This window comes from Listeria swaminathanii, assembly GCF_014229645.1.
Lineage (GTDB): Bacteria > Bacillota > Bacilli > Lactobacillales > Listeriaceae > Listeria > Listeria swaminathanii.
Map to the genome: position 1 here is coordinate 312630 of NZ_JAATOD010000002.1, position 19032 is coordinate 331661.

19 protein-coding genes are annotated in these 19032 nt (G+C 38.2%); 11 read left to right on the forward strand and 8 right to left on the reverse strand.

The genetic code is table 11. From position 1 onward, the window contains the following. Positions 1-178: 178 nt before the first annotated feature. Positions 179-1156 carry a phosphate acetyltransferase gene (pta, locus tag HCX62_RS08735; RefSeq protein WP_008948417.1) on the reverse strand — a complete coding sequence of 326 codons (978 nt, stop codon included), beginning with the start codon at positions 1154-1156 and terminating at the stop codon, positions 179-181. A gap of 319 nt (positions 1157-1475) precedes the next feature. On the opposite strand from pta, the gene HCX62_RS08740 reads away from it, so the two are divergent. Genes HCX62_RS08740 through HCX62_RS08750 form a run of 3 tightly spaced genes read left to right on the forward strand, consistent with a single transcriptional unit; the run spans position 1476 to position 3883 of the window. Continuing rightward, positions 1476-1703 carry a FeoA family protein gene (locus HCX62_RS08740; RefSeq protein WP_185638511.1) on the forward strand — a complete coding sequence of 76 codons (228 nt, stop codon included), beginning with the start codon at positions 1476-1478 and terminating at the stop codon, positions 1701-1703. After that, positions 1700-3694 (forward strand): ferrous iron transport protein B, encoded by a 1995-nt coding sequence (feoB, locus tag HCX62_RS08745; protein WP_185638513.1) that lies wholly within the window; start codon positions 1700-1702, stop codon positions 3692-3694. The genes HCX62_RS08740 and feoB overlap by 4 nt, the downstream gene beginning before the upstream one ends. A gap of 6 nt (positions 3695-3700) precedes the next feature. Beyond that, a complete protein-coding gene (locus HCX62_RS08750) occupies positions 3701-3883 on the forward strand; it encodes a FeoB-associated Cys-rich membrane protein (RefSeq protein ID WP_185501928.1) in 183 nt (60 codons plus the stop codon). Between the two features lie 27 nt (positions 3884-3910). Here HCX62_RS08750 and HCX62_RS08755 read toward each other — a convergent pair whose 3' ends face one another. Beyond that, positions 3911-4765, reverse strand: coding sequence for a metallophosphoesterase (locus HCX62_RS08755; protein ID WP_185638515.1), 855 nt, complete (start codon positions 4763-4765; stop codon positions 3911-3913). Between the two features lie 291 nt (positions 4766-5056). Here HCX62_RS08755 and HCX62_RS08760 point away from each other — a divergent pair, with 291 nt between their 5' ends. The 3 genes from HCX62_RS08760 to HCX62_RS08770 are packed head-to-tail and all read left to right on the forward strand — an operon-like array spanning position 5057 to position 7805. After that, positions 5057-5818 (forward strand): DeoR/GlpR family DNA-binding transcription regulator, encoded by a 762-nt coding sequence (locus HCX62_RS08760; protein ID WP_185638517.1) that lies wholly within the window; start codon positions 5057-5059, stop codon positions 5816-5818. 5 nt (positions 5819-5823) lie between these two features. Beyond that, positions 5824-6966: an N-acetylglucosamine-6-phosphate deacetylase gene (nagA, locus tag HCX62_RS08765; RefSeq protein WP_185638519.1), complete on the forward strand. Its 1143-nt coding sequence runs from the start codon at positions 5824-5826 to the stop codon at positions 6964-6966. A gap of 41 nt (positions 6967-7007) precedes the next feature. Next, positions 7008-7805: an alpha/beta fold hydrolase gene (locus HCX62_RS08770; protein ID WP_185638521.1), complete on the forward strand. Its 798-nt coding sequence runs from the start codon at positions 7008-7010 to the stop codon at positions 7803-7805. 89 nt (positions 7806-7894) lie between these two features. Here the strand turns inward: HCX62_RS08770 and manA are convergent, their stop codons facing one another. Beyond that, on the reverse strand, positions 7895-8851 hold the full coding sequence (gene manA / locus HCX62_RS08775; RefSeq protein ID WP_185638522.1) for a mannose-6-phosphate isomerase, class I: 957 nt from the start codon (positions 8849-8851) through the stop codon (positions 7895-7897). Between the two features lie 79 nt (positions 8852-8930). Beyond that, on the reverse strand, positions 8931-9662 hold the full coding sequence (locus tag HCX62_RS08780; RefSeq protein WP_185638524.1) for an NADPH-dependent oxidoreductase: 732 nt from the start codon (positions 9660-9662) through the stop codon (positions 8931-8933). Positions 9663-9784: 122 nt separating this feature from the next. Here HCX62_RS08780 and HCX62_RS08785 point away from each other — a divergent pair, with 122 nt between their 5' ends. The 4 genes from HCX62_RS08785 to HCX62_RS08800 all read left to right on the forward strand — a co-directional run bounded on the left by HCX62_RS08785 (position 9785) and on the right by HCX62_RS08800 (position 13748). Then, positions 9785-10015, forward strand: a complete 231-nt coding sequence (locus HCX62_RS08785; RefSeq protein WP_185638526.1) for a helix-turn-helix domain-containing protein — start codon at positions 9785-9787, stop codon at positions 10013-10015. Between the two features lie 83 nt (positions 10016-10098). Further along, positions 10099-10854, forward strand: a complete 756-nt coding sequence (gene hemQ, locus HCX62_RS08790; RefSeq protein WP_185638528.1) for a hydrogen peroxide-dependent heme synthase — start codon at positions 10099-10101, stop codon at positions 10852-10854. 199 nt (positions 10855-11053) lie between these two features. Continuing rightward, entirely contained in the window at positions 11054-11821 is a 768-nt protein-coding gene (locus HCX62_RS08795) for an ABC transporter ATP-binding protein (RefSeq protein WP_185638530.1), read from the forward strand. Next, positions 11808-13748 (forward strand): ABC transporter permease, encoded by a 1941-nt coding sequence (locus HCX62_RS08800; protein WP_185638532.1) that lies wholly within the window; start codon positions 11808-11810, stop codon positions 13746-13748. The genes HCX62_RS08795 and HCX62_RS08800 overlap by 14 nt, the downstream gene beginning before the upstream one ends. A gap of 39 nt (positions 13749-13787) precedes the next feature. On the opposite strand, the gene HCX62_RS08805 is transcribed toward HCX62_RS08800, so the two are convergent. Then, the gene (locus HCX62_RS08805) at positions 13788-14612 is read right to left on the reverse strand and encodes a hypothetical protein (RefSeq protein WP_185638534.1); all 825 of its coding nucleotides are present in this window, start codon (positions 14610-14612) and stop codon (positions 13788-13790) included. A 61-nt stretch (positions 14613-14673) separates the two neighbouring features. Here HCX62_RS08805 and HCX62_RS08810 point away from each other — a divergent pair, with 61 nt between their 5' ends. Then, positions 14674-15135, forward strand: a complete 462-nt coding sequence (locus tag HCX62_RS08810; RefSeq protein WP_185638536.1) for a GNAT family N-acetyltransferase — start codon at positions 14674-14676, stop codon at positions 15133-15135. Between the two features lie 34 nt (positions 15136-15169). On the opposite strand, the gene glmM is transcribed toward HCX62_RS08810, so the two are convergent. The 3 genes from glmM to dacA form a co-directional block, all read right to left on the reverse strand. Then, positions 15170-16522: a phosphoglucosamine mutase gene (glmM, locus tag HCX62_RS08815; protein ID WP_008948433.1), complete on the reverse strand. Its 1353-nt coding sequence runs from the start codon at positions 16520-16522 to the stop codon at positions 15170-15172. A gap of 239 nt (positions 16523-16761) precedes the next feature. Further along, positions 16762-18105: a CdaR family protein gene (locus tag HCX62_RS08820; RefSeq protein ID WP_185638847.1), complete on the reverse strand. Its 1344-nt coding sequence runs from the start codon at positions 18103-18105 to the stop codon at positions 16762-16764. Then, the gene (gene dacA / locus HCX62_RS08825; protein WP_185638539.1) at positions 18105-18926 is read right to left on the reverse strand and encodes a diadenylate cyclase; all 822 of its coding nucleotides are present in this window, start codon (positions 18924-18926) and stop codon (positions 18105-18107) included. Before dacA ends, HCX62_RS08820 begins: the two co-directional genes overlap by 1 nt. Positions 18927-19032 lie beyond the last annotated feature (106 nt).

Sequence of the window (19032 nt, forward strand, 5' to 3'; positions counted from 1 at the left end):
CTTTTAAATATTTTCCTATGTAAGAGATAATCTTAACCAAATTATACTACAAATTTAAATACTGAAAAATAGATTCCATTTCCTAAAAAGGGTAAAAAAATAGGAATCTTATCTAAGCCATTTTACTGACTCTAAACAAGATTCCTGCTTTTTTATAGTTTAAATAGTAAATCGCGTTTTATTTATTCACTGCTTGTGCCGCAGTAATCAACGTTAAGTTATAAACGTCATCTGTATTACAACCGCGAGATAAATCGTTCACTGGTGCGTTTAAGCCTTGTAAAATTGGGCCAACTGCTTCAAAGTTACCTAAACGTTGTGCAATTTTGTAGCCGATGTTTCCTGCTTCTAGGCTTGGGAAGATGAATACATTTGCGTCCCCTTTAATAACAGAACCTGGTGCCTTTTTCTCAGCAACAGTTGGTACGAATGCCGCATCAAATTGGAATTCGCCGTCTAATGTTAATTCAGGTGCTTTTTCTTTTGCAAGTGCTGTTGCTTCTACTACTTTTTCCGTTTCATCGGATTTAGCAGAACCTTTTGTCGAGAAGCTTAACATAGCAACGCGTGGGTCAATGCCGAAAATTTCTGCTGTTTCCGCACTAACAATCGCGTTTTCCGCTAAGTCTGCTGCAACTGGGGCGATATTGATAGCTACATCGCTGAATAAGTAGCGTTCTTCGCCACGAACCATAATCATCGCACCAGCAACTTTACTTACGCCTGGTTTTGTTTTAATGATTTGTAGTGCAGGGCGAACCGTGTCACCAGTAGAGTGAGCCGCACCACTTACAAGACCTTCTGCTTTTCCTGTGTATACAAGCATTGTTCCAAAATAATTTGGATCAACTAGCATTTTACGAGCAGCTTCTTCAGTTGCTTTACCGTTACGACGTTCTACAAATGCAGCCACTAATTCATCAAAAAGTGGATCTGTCGCAGGTTCATGAATAGCGATTCCTTCAACCGAAACGCCAATTTCTTTTGCTTTTGCTTCAATCTCGGCTTTATTTCCAAGTAAGATTGGTTGTACAATATTTTCTTTTTGCAGACGTGCAGCTGCTCCAACAATACGTTCATCTGTTCCTTCAGGTAATACAATGCGCACGTTTTTCCCAGTAACTTGTCCTTTGATCGTAGTAAATAAATCACTCATGTGTTATTTTCCTCCATTAATATACATATTATAGTTACCATTTTACTATAAAAAGGAGCAACTTGACAGAAAAAAAGCGATTAAAAACAGCTCCAGCACTTATTTCCGTGTATCAATACAGAGGGGAAAAGGCATGCTCCTTAGGTAAAAGAGCATCGTTCTGCGCAGAAGTTTTTTTGCTGTTATACCCTACTATTTTGCTATTCTACTAATAAATCTAAAAAAACACTTCATATTAAAGTCTGTTCGTGATAAAATGAACATAGTTGATAATGATTATCATGTTCAATGCATAACATAAAAGGAGGCCTACTAGCTTATGCAATTAAATGAAACTGCTGTCGGTGAAAAAGTTCGCATCTCAGAATTAAAAATAGAGAACGCGATGCTTAAACGTCGCTTACTTGCACTTGGTTGCGGCGAAGGTTGTGATATTTGTATCAAACAAAAAGGACTATTTGGTGGTCCCTGTACTTTTGAAACAAAAGGGCAATATATCAGTATTCGACAATGTGATGCTTGTGCCATTATGGTGGAACGCAGATGAGTCAAAATACATATTGTTTACTTGGAAACCCGAATACCGGAAAAACTTCTTTATTTAATGCATTAACAGGCTCTTATGAATATGTCGGGAACTGGAGCGGAGTTACCGTCGAAAAGAAAATCGGCACATTGCGCTCAAAAACAGGAAAATTAATTGATTTACCTGGCATTTATGATTTAAATCCTATTTCTCGTGATGAAACGGTTGTCACTAGATTTTTATTAGAAGAAAAATTTGATTGTATGTTAAATATTGTCGACTCCTCGCAAATTGAGCGGAATTTAAATTTAACGATTCAGCTGCTTGAATTCGGCGCACCTGTCGTGATGGGACTGAATATGATCGATGTGGCTGCTGGACGCGGTATCCATTTAAACATCCAAAACTTAGCGAAAAAACTGCGTATTCCGATTTTGCCAGTCGTTGCTCGGTCCGGAAAAGGTACCGATGATATCTTAACTACTTTATCGGAAAAACACGTGGCACCTGCGATTCCGCTTGTTTTACCATACGGAGAACCCGCGGAAAAAGCGATTGCCGAAATCCAAACTTTAACAAAAGATTTGATTCCAGCTAAACAATCTCGCTGGCTTGCCGTACAATTTCTCTCCAAAAATGAGGTCACAGAAGAATTTTTAGCAGCTACTCCAGCTTTCGAACAATTACAACAAATCAGAGCAGCACTCGACATAGCACTTGATGGCAAACTAGAAAATCATTTCCACCAAGTTCGTGTTAATTACATTCATGATATTTGTTTGACCTCGGTCGAATATACGCGTAATTCGGATATTCCATTTTCAGACAAACTCGATAAAATTTTCACGCATAAGTTTTTCGGGATTCCGATTTTCCTAGGTATTATGTGGTTAATTTTCCAAATAACCTTTACTTGGGTTGGCGCACCGCTGTCCGATTTGCTGGACGGTTTTATCGGAGGATCGCTGACGGATTGGGTGACATCTTTCTTGACGACCATCGGCGCATCTGGCTTTCTCGTTGATCTTGTTGCAGATGGAATTATCGCTGGGGTTGGTGGTGTGCTCGTTTTCGTTCCCCAAATCTTGGTTATCTTCTTCTTTATTTCCGTCCTAGAAGATTCCGGATATATGGCGCGGATAGCCGTTGTAATGGACCGAGTAATGGAAATTTTCGGCTTAAATGGCAAGGCTTTTATTCCCATGATTATCGGTTTTGGCTGTAACGTGCCAGGAATTATGGCGGCGCGCTCGATTGAAGAGTCCAAAGAACGGACGCTGACGATTCTTGTCTCGCCATTCATGTCTTGTTCCGCACGTCTTCCCGTATACGCCCTTTTCGTTGGTGTATTTTTCGAGAAATATCAAGCACTTGTCGTATTGTCACTTTACGTTATCGGAATTTTAATGGCACTCATTGTCACTAAAATCCTATCAAAAACACTACTTAAAAAAGATAATTCCGTATTCGTCGTCGAACTGCCACCCTACCGCTTACCGTCACTAAAAACCTTATGGCGCAGCACGTGGGAAAAAGGAAAAGGCTTCTTGCGTAAAGCGGGAACGTTCATTTTCGCAGGTTCGGTTGTCATTTGGTTGCTCAACTACGCAGGCCCATCCGGACTTAATGTACCAATGGGCGAAAGTTTCTTAGCCATCATCGGCGGCATGCTCGCACCACTACTCGTTCCACTCGGCTTTGGAACTTGGCAAGCCGGCGCCACACTGATTCCCGGATTTCTAGCAAAAGAAGTGGTCGTTTCTACAATGGCCATTATTTATGCCGTTGGGGAAAGTTCGATGGGCAGCGTCGTTAGCTCCTTCTATACGCCACTTTCGGCTTATTGCTTTATGCTGTTCATCTTGCTTTACATCCCTTGTTTAGCAACAGTTGCAGCAATTCGAAAAGAAACTAGTTCGTGGAAATGGACCGCATTTGCTATTGCCTATCCACTTGTCACAGCCTACACGTTAGTATTTCTGGTTTATCAAATCGGCAGTCTATTCGTTTAAGAAAGGATGTTTTTCATGAGCATTATCGTTAATTTATTACTTGGCGGCGCAATTTTTGGTTACACCATTTACGCGATTATCAAATTTGTCAAACGCAGCAAACAAGGAAAATGTGGCGGTTGCGAACTTGAAAAAGCCTGCAATTGCGAGTCAGACGAGCATACGAATTTAGATCATATATTTAAATAGCAAAAAGAGCCTATCTCAGGCTCTTTTTTATTTCGATTCCGGTTTAATCGTCACCGCAACAATTTCATATGGATTCCCTAACCGCGGAAATGCTTTTTGATGAAAACTTCCCGCACCAAGTCCAGCAGAAATTATCATCGTTTTCCCATCTTTCGTATGCTCACCATATACATACTTCGGCAAAAGTGTTCGCTGCGGCCCCGGAGCAATCGCGCCAATATTCGTATACGGAATACGTACAATCCCGCCATGCGTGTGCCCACTTAACGTCAAATCAAAACCATTTTCCACATAAAGCTCAAAATAATCTGGCATATGGGACAAAAGAATTTGATAATACTGCGCATCTTGCTGCTTTTTAATTTCAGCCAAGCCTTCCTCGTAATAAGGATAATCGTAATCTAAATTCGCACTACTCCGCAAACCAGATATCTGTAATTTCTGTCCGTTAACCTCGATAGTCGCCGTCTTATCTTCTACGTTAATAACACCGGCTTCTTCTAAAAATGGCTTATAATCCTTTTCATACGCCCTTTTAACATCATATTCATGATTCCCCGGCGAATAATAAACCGGCGCAATCTTCGTTAATTTTTTAATAAGTTCTTTTGGAACGCTATCCCCTTGCCTATCAAACAAATCCCCAGTAATAGCAATTACATCTGGCTTTAAATCCGCCACTTTAGTCAACAATTTTTCATTTTTATCGCCAAACTCACTAAAATGTAAATCTGATAATTGCACTAGTTTAATTTCTTTTTCAATTTTAGTAGAACTCACTTCATATTTTTTCACCGTCAACCTAGTCCCAAGAAACCACCCCACAACTAAAAGTACGACGATAATACTAATTGCTATAATCCACTTCATTTTTAAAGACATTTTTCCACCTCTGCGTTGCTGTTTCCATTTATTTTTATTACCGATTTTTGTAATCCATTAAACGTACTCAATCACAATTACTATCATTATAACCCAGATTAAGCGGTGACTCAAAATACACAAAGAAAATCCCCACTATAATTAAGCTATTTTGGAATTCTCCTTAAATAAATGCAGGAAATCCAAAAACATTAGGTTGACATAAACTTAATAAGATATATAATTAACTTATAAATACTTATATAAAATTACAAATAAACTTAAAATAAATTATTCAATGCGGAGGAAATTATGAATCAAAAAGAAAGAATAGTCGAGGAACTGAAGCTGCTAGAGGACAAGAAAACTATTTCTCAGGAAGAACTCATGCAGATTTTTTCCATTTCAAAAGATACAGCAAGGCGTGATATTTTAAAATTAGTCGAAAGTGGTTTGGCTGAACGCTATCCAGGTGGGGTGTCACAACCCATTTTAAAACCACAAATAGAAAGCTATACTAGTAGATTAGTTAAACAGAGTGAACAGAAACAAGCAATTGCTTCTGCAGCTGGTAACTTGATAAAAGACCAGATGACCATCTATTTAGATGTTTCTACCACAGTTCATTTTTTGGCTTCGGACCTTGAGCAAAGTGACTTAGTAGTAGTGACTAATTCTATGGATAATGCAATAGCTGCATCTCAGAAAGAAGATAATAAAGTATACTTGCTCGGTGGTTTTTTCAACTTCCAATCGCGCGTATTATCTGGCGAACCCGTTTTAGGCCAACTCAAACAATTTAACTTTGATTTTGCTTTTATTGGAGGCACCGGGCTAACGGAAGAAGGTATCTTTTATTCAGAACTTACAGATGTCTACATGAAGCAAGAGATTATCAGAAATTCTGAAAAAGTATACTTATTAATTGATAGTACGAAAGTGAATAAAAAGACAGCCTTCAAAATTGATTTTTCTGGAATTGATGGCATTATAACAGATATTCCCTTGCCAAAAGATTTACTGCAGCAGCTTATTTCTGAAGAAGTGGAAGTTATATCATTGAAAGGATTGTGAAAGTAATGGCGATTATTAAGAACGTGAATGTTTGCAAAGAAAATGAATTAATAAATGTCACAGTTATTACAGAAGGAAATCTGATAAAAGAAGTTTTCCCAAGCAATAAAATTACTCCCGAAAAGTATTCAAAAGAGCCAATTTTTGATGGAAATGGTCAGTTGCTCATTCCTGGAATGATTGACGTTCATATTCACGGGGCAAAAAATCATGATATGATGGATGGCTCAACAGAAAGCATTCAAGCTGTTTCTGTGGCTTGTGCGGAAACAGGATGTACTAGCTTCTTAGTAACATCGGTTAGTTCCTCATTTGAAGACTTAATTCAAATGATTAGACAAACAAAAAAAGTGATTGGAAAAGAGCAAGGTGCAAAAATTGCAGGAATTCACTTAGAAGGCCCCTACCTTAATATCGAAAAAAAGGGAATGCAAAATCCAGCCCATTTAAGACACCCAGACCTAATAGAAATGAAAAAGATTTTCGATGAAGCAGATGGCCTAATTAAAATGGTAACGATTGCTCCAGAATTGCCCGGCGGCATCGAACTCATTGACTTCTTGAAAAAAAGAGGCGTTGTTGTTGCCATTGCGCATTCCAATGCAACTTATGAAGAGGCGCAAGATGCTTTTGAAAAAGGAGCATCTCATATCACTCATTGCTTCAACGCTATGCCGACAATCCATCACCGCGCACCAGGACTTGTTACAGCGGCTTTGGAAAATGATTCGGTTAGCGTTCAAACCATAGTAGACGGGGTCCACCTTCACCCTGGGATTGTGCGTCTCATTCATAAAATTAAAGGACCAGATAAAATGGTGCTCACAACCGATGCCCTTCAAGCTATGGGAGTTGGTGATGGCGAGTATATTTTTGGCGGTCACCAAGTAACTGTTAAGGAAGGAATAGCACGCTTAAATGACGGGACATTAGCTTCAAGTACCGTGACAATGAATAAATCTTTAAGGTTAAGTACTGAGTTTGGTATTCACTTACAAGACTCTATACAAATGGCAACAAGTACACCCGCAGCTATTTTAGGCATGAAAAAATTGGGTCGAATTGAAAAAGGTTATATCGCTGACTTAGTTTTACTTGATGAAAAATTTGAGGTTCTAAATACATGGATTAATGGCGAAATATACTAAATTGGCTTGCTTACTATCATCAAAGGAGTGGATTATAAAATATGCCGTTATTCAAACACGAAGGAATTGATTTTAACTATGAAATACAAGGAGCAGGTATCCCCTTTTTATTTCTTCATGGACTAGGTGATAATTTAAAATTTGCTTTTGAAACATTTAATAATGATGAAAAAATCCAATTAATTTCATTGGATCAAAGAGGTCATGGGAAAAGCGGACATGATTCCAGAAAACTTAGCTACGATAGATTGGCGAATGATGCATTGGCGTTAATGGATTATTTAGGAATACAGCGTTTTTATGTTGGAGGATTATCTATGGGGGCTGGTGTTGCAGTGAATTTGGCTGTTCACAAGACAAATAGAGTGCTGGGACTTATATTACTTAGAAGTTCTGCGACAGATGAACCAATGAAAAAAGAAGTGATAGAATGGTTTAGTACCGTAAGTAAGTATTTGCCAATGAAAAATGGCACACAGTTATTTGAGAAGGATCCGATATTTCCATCGATAAAAGATACCTACCCTAAAGCAATTGATACTTTTAAGCGATATTTTAAAGATGACGCCTCTGTTAATTACAATAAAAAATTTATTGATATACCTAGCGATAGCCCAATAAAAAGTAAAAATGAATTAACTAATTTAACAATCCCCACACTTATACTTGCAAATAACTATGATGTGATCCATCCAATAGAATACAGTTTATTTTATGCACGTAATATTGAAAATGCAAGTTATTATGAGCTCACGCCTAAGACCGTTGATGCAGAGAAACATAAATTGGAAATAGATACCTATATTAATACCTTCATCATCCGTAGCTCAAAAAACTAGGTCGTAATTTCATAAAGAAATAAAAAAGCAGAAATCATCTATATTCCATTTTTAGAAATGGCTTTATACAATGATTTCTGCTTATTTTTTTATTTTACAGGAGGAGTAGAAACAATCGCTGTAATTTCGCCCGTTATTTCCCAAGCTTTCACTTCATTTGGTAAAACGAAATGATCCCCTTTTTTAATCGCTTGCTCGTTACCAGCAATCGTAAGTACCGCTTCTCCGTCTAAAATACTAACTAACGTGTACGGCGCTTTTGCTGTAAATTCAGCCTTGCCATCCACATCCCATTTATAAACGCTAAAGAAGTCATTGGAAACAAAAGTCGTTTCTGTCAAACCACCGCGAGTTTCAGTATGAATATCTAGTTTTGCATCCACGTGAGGTGCCGTCGTAACATCAATCGCTTTATCTAAATGAAGTTCACGCAAGTTTCCTTCTGCATCTTTACGGTCATAGTCGTATACGCGGTAAGTCGTGTCAGAGCTTTGTTGTGTTTCTAGTACTAATGTGCCCGTACCTAATGCGTGAATCGTACCGCTTGGAACATAATAAAATTCACCTGGTTTAATTGCCACTTTACGAAGCAATTTATCCCATTCGCCATTTTTTGCCCAGCTAGCGAATTCTTCTTTGCTGGCTGCTTTGTGACCATATATTAATTCCGCACCAGGAGCGCAGTCGATAATATACCAGCATTCCGTTTTGCCAAGTTCGCCGTTTTCATGTACTTTCGCGTATTCGTCATTTGGATGGACTTGTACAGAAAGATCCGTATTCGCGTCCAAAATTTTCGTTAATAGCGGGAAAACTGCTTCTGTCGGATTACCAAAAAGTGCTGGGGTTTCTTGCCATAATTCGGCTAATGTTTTGCCTTTATATACGCCGTTTTTGATTACGGAAGGACCATTCGGATGAGCGGAAATCGCCCAGTCTTCTCCAGTAGTATCAGACGGGATATCATAACCAAAGTAATCATGTAATTTCGTTCCACCCCAAATTCGGTCTTGAAAAACAGGGTTTAAAAACAATGCTTCTGTCATTATAAAATTACCTCCATTCCAGCGATTTTGCTGGGTTTTATCAATTAAAAGTATATACTAACTATCGCGAAGATGCTAGTCATTTCCCGCCTAAAAAGCCTCTTTCTTTTATTTGCTCGGTTAAATTTGGGTAATATGGTCTGTCATAAAATTTCGCTAAACGTTCCGTATAAGAAACAAAGCCTTCCCGCTCAGAAAACGGAATAATTTCTTGGTCATACGCTTCGAGTAAAGGCATCGCATCGGTTTCGTACGTTTCTTCAAAATAAACTGCTTCTTTTGGCAAACGAGGTTTTACAGGCGCTTCGACATCCGGAACGCCAATACAAAGTCCAACAACCGGCATGACAAATTCTGGTAAATTCAGAAATTCAGATGTTGCCGTAATATTTCTACGCAAGCCTCCAATACAAATCGTCCCATAATCAAGTGATTCAGCAGCGGTTAAAGCATTTTGCATACACAGTCCGATATCGGTTGCCGCAACCATTAGTAAATCCTCTTCCGCGGCGATTTGGAAGCTTTTGCCGTGCATGTCACTCGCAACTTTTACGCGATGGAAGTCTGCTACAAAACAAAGAAATACGGAACATTCCGCTATGTATGGTTGATTTCCGCAAAGCTCAGCCATTTTATTTTTGCGTTCTTGATCTTTAATCGCAATAATGGAATAGTGTTGACCATTAATCCACGACGGGGCTGCTTGAGCTGCGCGGATGATCGCATCTAGTTGTTCTTCTGGAATCTCGACCCCTTTTTTATACTTACGAAAAGAGCGATGATTTCTTAGCAAAGTTAATACGTCATTCATATTTATGCCTCCTAGATTTATCATTTAGTTAAAGTATAGCTTGTTTTTAAGCAATTGTTAATGTTTTCTCTTGTATTTCTGCCAGATATTTTCTACACTTAAAGAAAAAGAGGTGAAAAGATGTGCGCCAACAACAAATAGATTTTAAATGGCTAGAAGACAACTTTCTGACTGCGAATGAAGCCGCGACTTACTTAGGCATATCTAAGCAAGCACTCCTTTCCTTAGCAAAACGCGATGTACTCCCCTTTACGAAAAAAGGAAACATGGTTCTTTTTCACCGTCTCGACATTGAACTACGACTAGAAAATCAACAAAGCTTACGCGAAAAATACCGTCCGTTCGAAACCTGAATTTCACAAACAGCGAAACGGACGAACTTCTTCCCATATGTTACACTTTAGTTAGTGATATTCTAAACAAGGAGTGATACATAATGAATGAAGCAGTAAAAACGTTAGACGGTTGGTTTTGTCTACATGATTTCCGTTCGATTGACTGGGCAGCATGGCGTGAATTAAATCCCGGCAATCAAGAACTTATGTTAAATGAGCTCAGCCATTTTTTAAGTGATATGGAAATTACTAAAAATATCGGTGAAGGCGAACATACCATTTATAGCATCCTCGGTCAAAAAGCAGATTTAGTATTCTTCACGTTACGCGACTCCTTAGAATCTTTAAATGAAGTCGAAAATCGTTTTAATAAATTAGCGATCGCTGACTACTTGTTACCAACTTATTCCTATATATCTGTGGTGGAACTAAGTAACTATCTTGCGTCCCATATGGCTGGCAGCGAAGATCCTTATCAAAACAAAGGTGTTCGCGCCCGACTTTACCCAGCGCTCCCACCTAAAAAGCATATTTGTTTCTACCCAATGAGTAAAAAACGTGATGGCGCTGATAACTGGTACATGCTTCCAATGGAAGAACGCCAGCAATTGATTCGTGACCACGGCTTGATTGGAAGAAGCTATGCTGGAAAAGTACAACAAATCATCGGCGGTTCCATCGGCTTTGACGACTACGAATGGGGCGTTACATTATTTTCAGATGATGCGCTTGAGTTTAAACGCATCGTAACAGAAATGCGTTTTGATGAAGCTAGCGCTCGTTATGCAGAATTTGGCTCTTTCTTCATCGGAAACCTACTACCGTCCGAAAACCTCTCCAAATTATTTACCATCTAATAAATCCAAACCGAAATTCTAGTAAATAAATCTACTTTTTATAGATTTATTTGTATAGATTTCGGTTTTTTTACTTCATAAAACTAACATTATTGTAAGGATATCGCTGCCAATTGTCATTTGATACGATGGAACCAACCCTTTTTAGACGTTAGAATGGTAGATAGTAACGAATCTAGTTTTATAAGGAGCGAAAATAATGGAGACAGTTTTACAAGCAAAAAATGTGAGAAAGATATACGGCAGTAAAGGAAATGTTTATACCGCACTTGAAAATATCAGTATTGATATTAAAGAAGGCGAATTTACAGGAATTATGGGTCCTTCTGGTGCGGGTAAATCTACACTTTTGAACGTCTTATCTACTATTGATACGCCGACTTCTGGTGAGATTAGAATTTCCGGACAAGAACTTGAAAACATGAATGAACAACAAATGTCTACTTTCCGCCGTGATAAACTAGGTTTTATTTTCCAAGACTACAACTTACTAGATACACTAACGATTCGTGAAAATATTATCCTTCCACTTGCACTAGCTAAACGCCCGGTTAAAGAAATGGAAGAAAAGTTAGCAACAATTAGTACTAAATTCGGGATTACAGATATTCTGGATAAATACCCAAGTGAAATTTCAGGAGGTCAAAAGCAACGTACGGCTGCATCTCGAGCAATCATTACTTCACCAAGTTTAATTTTTGCTGATGAGCCAACTGGTGCGCTTGATTCCAAATCCGCAACAAACTTACTAGAAAGCTTACGTGATTTAAATGAACAAGATAAGGCGACTATCATGATGGTAACGCACGATGCCTTTGCTGCGAGTTTTTGTAAGCGAATATTATTTATCAAAGATGGGGAATTATATACGGAGATTTATCGTGGCAGCAAAACGCGTAAGGAGTTCTTCCAAAAAATTCTAGATGTCCTTGCAAAACTGGGGGGCGACACAGATGACGTTATTTGATTTAGCCAAGAAAAATATTCGACATAATTTCGTCCACTACTTTCTATACTTTGCGTCAATGATTTTTAGTATCATGATTTACTTCACTTTCCTTGTACTTTCTAAAGATCCAGCAGTTGTCGCGAGAATTGACCAATCATCCAAACTATCGACTGCATTCTCCAGCTCGTCCGTCATTTTACTTATTTTTGTAGCGATTTTTATCCTTTATTCCAACAACTTCTTCACCCGAAAACGGAAAAAGGAAATCGGACTATACTCTTTACTCGGCCTTCGTAAAAAAGAAATTGGCCGCATGTTATTTTATGAAAATTTCATTATGGGACTTGGTGCATTAATCGTTGGTATTCTTGCCGGCACACTACTTTCCAAAATTTTTGTAACAATCTTACTTAACCTTATCAATATCGATAATATCGGTGGTTTCGCCTTTTCATGGGGAGCTGTATTGCAAACCAGTGTTGTCTTTATTATCATCACGCTTTTCACTTCTTTTTCTGGTTATCGTATTATTTACCGCACGACTTTACTTGATTTATTCCATTCAGAAGCAAAACGCGAAAAAAGCCCAAAACCTTCTTTTATTTTGGCGCTACTTTCCGTCTTATTAATTGGACTAGGCTACTTTATCGCCGGACAGCCACTTGATTCCAAAGGATCACTTTGGGCAAAACTTGGCTTTTCTGTTGGCGCATTAGTTATTTTAGCATCGGTAATCATAGGTACTGCTCTTTTCATTACCTTCTTCCTACCGTATTTGCTTAATAAACTTCGAAATAACAAACGGATTTTCTATAAAGGTAGTAATATTATCTCTACCTCTCAATTAACTTTTAGAATCTCCTCCAATGCAAAAACGCTCATTATTATTTCTATTCTAAGCGCAACAACTCTTTCTGCTATAGGGACGATAAGTAGTGTTTACTATCAAGCAAATAATTCAGCAAATACCTCTGCCCCGTCTAGTTTTGAATATGCTATACCTAACAATAGTGAAACAAACAAAAAAATTCTCGAAACGGCGGAAAGCGATCCAGACCACCCCGTAGAGTTTAAACAAAAAAGCAACTATTATATCGTTAAAGCAGAAGGCTCTCGCCCAGACTTTGTCGAGTATGATATAAATGAAGGTTTCCCAGTTATTTCTGAGTCAGATTACAATGGACTAGTTAAAGGTCAGGGCAATCCAGAAAATGCAGTAAAACTAAAAGAAAACGAAGCACAAATGGTACTATCTGTTACTTACAATGAAGCAGCGCAAAAAGAAATGATTGGCGAGAAATATACGCTTGCTTCTTCAGATAAACCAACGATCAAAATTAAATCTGTTGTCCAAAATTCACCAATCAGTACTGTTGCAGGCTTGCTCGTTCTTCCTGATAGTCAAGTCGAACAACTAGCGGCAGATTCAACTATCAAAGCTCACGGCGTCGAATCTATCTTGATTAAAGATCCAAAAGAAGCACAAGCCTTAGATAAAAAAATGCGTTCTGTCATTCCAAAAGACACAGATTTCACATCTTATACTAGTACTTACCAAGAAATCATCACTGTAACAGGCGTACTCCTTTTCATCGGTATGTTCATCGGTTTTGTGTTCTTAGCAGCAACAGGAAGTATTATTTACTTCAAACAGCTGACGGAAGCTTATAACGATATCGGCACATTTGATATCTTGAAAAAAATCGGTCTGACACGTAAAGACATTCGTAAAATTCTAGCTAAACAGTTACTAGTTGTCTTCTTAATCCCGCTAGTAATCGGTATTGCACACAGTAGTTTCGCGCTACTCGGCTTATCACACATGTTAGAATTAAATCTCACTTTACCAGTTATTATTTCTACTGGAATTTACACGCTTATGTATATCATCTACTATTTCGTTACTTTAAATAGTTATACAAATATCGTGTTCGGGAAAAAATAAAAACAAAAACCCTCTAACTTAATCATTAGAGGGTTTTTGTTATTTTTTCGCAATGTAAGCAAATATACTAGAGATAAAGGCAGATGCACCCATTAAGAACTGCATACCAAACACTTTTCGTTCGTTGCTACCAAATGTAATAGCCAAGTTTTCTTTGGCAAAATCAATCCAACTTGTGACCGACAAGTAATTCGTAAGTAAGATAAACGCCGCACCCATCAAAATACCAATCAATAAATACGATACTTTACGCCAAGCAAGCACTGCCACCAAAAGAAAGACCACTGCCATAAGACAAGCAAAGTACCCATCTAGTGACGTTGTAAATAAATAACCTTCTTTAATATTATCCGAGTGTAGCTGTTTAAAAATCGTTACCGCCGCATAAATCGAAGTCACAGCTCCAAGAAGCGAGAAAAGCCCTGCTGCATAACGCCATTTTGTTTTCCAAGCTTGATCGGTTGTTACTTCTTTCGCTTGAAACTTAGGTCCAACAAGAATCGCAATCAACACCAAGACGCCCGCTATACATAATAACGTTCCAGACCATTCAAACGGCTGCGCGTACTCTAATTTCGCTAATATTCGAAGCTGATAATAATAAACCGAAAATCCTTGGAATAAAACAAAGCAAGCCACTAAAACTATACTAATGACACGAAAGCTTTCTTTTCTCATAAAAATAAAACCAACAATAAAAAGTCCTAAACCAAATAATAATAACATCCAATAATTCCATACAAATACAAAACTATTTTCTTCTGCTGTAAAGTAACCAATAACTGCGCTCGTAAAACTATATAGCTGTGTTACGCCAAGTGCTATTAGTAAACTAGCACATATTCCTCTCCATTTACTAGGCAATTCGCCCACTTCCCTTCCTATTTATGCCTTACCATGTTACCCTAACAAAGAGGTGATAAAAATGAACTGGACCATCTGGAATAAAAGCCAACCAGTCCCGCTCCATCTATTGTTAGAGGCCGATCCTAGCGCAAAACAAATTGCGACATACTTCGACAAGTCTCACGTGTTCCAATTAGTACACGCTGATAACATCATCGGCATCGTTTGTTTATTACCACTAAATGAGCAGCAACTCGAAATCATGAATATTGCTGTTTCTTCTGAATACCGCAACCAAGGTATTGGCAAACAATTACTCGAAAAAGCGGTTGATTATGCGGTTCAAAATCATTTTTCAGAAATCATCGTTAAAACTGGAAATTCCAGTATCGATCAACTTGCCTTTTATCAAAAAAATGGCTTTCGAATGCAGCAGATTATGCCAAATTATTTCGTTGAGCATTATCCTGACCAAACGATTATCGAAAATGGTATCGCCTGCCTTGATCAAATTATACTATCAAAAGAAATAAAATCCTGATGAAGTTGATCATCAGGATTTTTTGTTTGTTGTTTTAGTCGTTAAGTGCCATTTCTGAACGAACAACCGCTGAAATACGTTCACAATATTCGTCTGTTTCTTCTTGGGAAGCAGCTTCTACCATAACTCGTACTAGTGGTTCTGTACCAGATGGGCGAACAAGAACTCGGCCGTTACCAGCCATTTCTGCTTCTACTTCACCGATTACTTTACTTACTTTTGGATTATCCGTTACATGATTTTTATCACTTACGCGGATATTTTCTAATTTTTGCGGGAATGTTTTCATTTCAGCAGCAAGCTCAGATAATTTTTTCCCAGTTGCTTTCATTACGTTGATTAATTGGATTCCGGAAAGAAGTCCATCACCAGTTGTATTATGATCTAAGAAAATAATATGACCAGATTGTTCGCCGCCAAGGTTATAATTACCTTCGCGCATCGCTTCTACTACGTAACGGTCACCTACTGCCGTTTGAACGTCTTCAATTGCAAGCTCTTTCAAGCCTTTATAGAAACCTAAGTTACTCATAACAGTGGATACAATCGTGTTGTTATTTAACAAACCTTGTTCACGCATGTATTTCGCGCAAATGAACATGATTTTATCGCCATCAACAATTTGGCCAAGTTCGTCAATTGCAATGACACGGTCGCCGTCGCCATCAAAAGCTAAACCAACGTCTGCTTTTTTATCTAGAACAAATGCAGCTAATGTTTCTGGATGTGTAGAACCAACGCCGTCATTGATATTTAGACCATTAGGAGAAGCTCCCATTGAACTAATATCGGCATCTAAATCTGCAAATAAATGTGTTGCTAAGCCAGAAGTTGCTCCGTTAGCACAATCTAATGCAATATGATAACCATTAAAATCATTTTCGATTGTTTGTTTTAAGTACTGAATATATTTTTGTTTACCTTCAAAATAATCGCTCACGGTTCCTAGGCCTTCACCGCTTGGACGTGGTAATGTATCTTCTGGTGTATCAAGAAGTTGTTCAATTTCTTCTTCTTGATCGTCTGACAGTTTAAAACCATCAGAGCCAAAGAATTTAATGCCGTTATCGTCCACTGGATTATGGCTGGCAGAAATCATTACGCTGGCAGAAGCTCCTTGTGCTTTTGTTAAATAAGCTACACCTGGAGTGGAAATAACACCTAAACGCATTACTTCAATTCCTACAGAAACAAGTCCTGCGATTAAAGCGGATTCAAGCATTTCTCCTGATATACGTGTATCGCGCGCAACAAGCACACGTGGATGTTCACCAACGTGACGAGTTAAAACATACCCACCCATACGACCTAATCTGAATGCAAGTTCTGGTGTTAATTCAGAGTTTGCTACACCTCTAACTCCATCCGTACCAAAATATTTACCCATTTCATTACTCTCCTTCTAAGTCATTCATTATCTAAATGATTTTTGTTTGTCGTTTCGTAGTTACTTTTCAAATGCTGGTTCTATATTTGCTCACTTTCAACCATACATCTGTTATTATACCTTTTTTGAGAGAAAATTTCATCTCTCTACAATAAAACGTTGCTATTACTCACTTCTATGTATTAAAAGCTTTTGTAAAAAAGGAGGAGCATGAGACGAACGTCCCACACTCCTTATGTTTATGTGTTTTTGGAAGGTACTTGAATGGATGCTTCTTTATCGGTAATAATGAAATCTGCTGTTCGTGGATTAATAACATAAGCGACATTGTCCGGTAAACCATTCAGTTCTAGCGGTATGCTATAGCTTCCTGCTTTGCTCTTACTCAGATTAGCAATAACACTTAAATCCTTCGCTGTAATTCCATCAACCGTTTTCTTCTCTCCAGTAATCGTCACGGAAACTTTTCCATTCGCTGGGATAATCATTTGTGCATCGAAGGTATTTTTCAACCCACTCATATATACCTGCATACTCGAAAACGACTTGGAAATTTTAGTGCTATTATCATCTGTGTTTTCATTGTTTGTATCGGTTCCTGAGTTGTTATCCGAGGTCGTGTTGTTATTTGCTTCAGACTTTTTTACGGTCTTAATCTTAACCTCAATCGTCGTCGGTTGAACTGATTTCGCGCCGGTTGGAACGGGAACAGTCACTTCTTTGACGGTATCTGCTTTTATTTTAGACACATCAATTGGAATTTCGATTTCTTTGATTTTTTCAAGGACCGCATCGTCACCAACGACAACTACTTCTGACTTATCTGGTGTCATGCTGGAAATTTCAATATCATTTTCTGGCGTGCCTTCTTGCTTAATTTTCACTGGAACCGACTTCCCAACTTTTTCAACTGGGACGGTCACTTCCACTTCTTGAGGACTTACTTCAACGTCTAACTTATTCAAATTACTATCGAAAACGGAAACGGTCGCTTTATCGGTAAATTCCGATTTATGCTTGCCATCATTTTCGAGTGTCGCTTTGACATAAGCGATTTGTTCAATGGTATCTTTGGCACCAGTAATGGAGACTTTTTTAGGGTCGATTATTGGCGTTCCAGCTTGATAACCGTCTGCGATAACAGATTTACTTAATTCAACATCTACAGAGAATTTTTTCGTTACTTTTTCTTGGACGTTAACTGTCACGGTCGCTGGACTCACTTTTACTTTCAAACGATCAGATGCATCTTTTACTTGTAGTTTAACTTCTTGTGTTCCGATAGAGGCATTTTTCAAATCAGCATATACGGTAAAGTCTTGCTGCGCTTTGGCAGATTGGACAATACTACGAGGGCCGGAAAGCGTGACAGTCACGGTTTCTGGGATACCCGAAATGTATAAGTTGGTTTTGTCATAATACACTTTTACAGGAACATTCTCGATGACTTCGGAATCACTTGCAGCAGTCGTTGAAAAAGATGTGGCGTTATTGTTATTTGCGTTAACAGATGTAAAAAGGATGGCTGCGAGTAATAGGGCTATAATCCGAATCGACCATTTATTATTTAAAATTCGATCCATCATTCGCTTTTGCCTCCTTTCCATTTAGAAAAGATAGAAGGTTTCTTTCCAGCTACAGTAACTAGTTCTTTTAGAAGAATTTTATGTAACTCTTCTTCTGAAACATCACGGAAAAGTTCTCCACCTTTAGTTAGGGAAATTCCGCCTGTCTCTTCGGAAACTACGATGGTAATACTATCTGTCACTTCACTAATTCCAAGTGCAGCCCGGTGACGCGTTCCAAGTTCTTTGGATAAGAACGGGCTATCTGAAAGTGGTAAATAACTTGCTGCCGATGCAATTTCGTTTCCTTTAATGATAACAGCGCCATCATGAAGCGGCGTATTAGGAATAAAGATATTAATTAATAATTGAGAAGAAATTTTTGCATTTAGCGGAATACCTGTTTCAATATAATCATCCATCCCAGTATCACGTGCTACTGAAATCAATGCGCCAATACGACGTTTCGCCATGTATTGGGTGGATTTTTCGATAGACTCAATTAAATGATGCTGTTCGCGCTCGATTCTTGATCCATAACGAGTAAAAATATTGCCTCGTCCGAGCGTTTCTAAAGCACGGCGTAATTCCGGTTGGAAGATAATTATAATTGCAAGGAATCCCCAAGTAAGCATCTGATCCGTAATCCATTCTACTGTTTGGAGACCAAAAAATCCGCTTAATAATTTGACTGCAATGATAATAAAAATGCCTTTTAATAATTGTACTGCTTTTGTACCTCGGATTAACATGATCATTTTATAAATTACAAACCATACGACAAGAATATCTACAATATTTGCTAGATAATGCAATATCGACATATTGGAAAAATCCATCACTTCACCTCCGTGCCTCTTCTAAACCATTTATGATCACATGGTTCACTTTCTTTATTATAGCATAAGAGTGCAGGCGGAAAAAGCAATCATCCCACCAAAAATT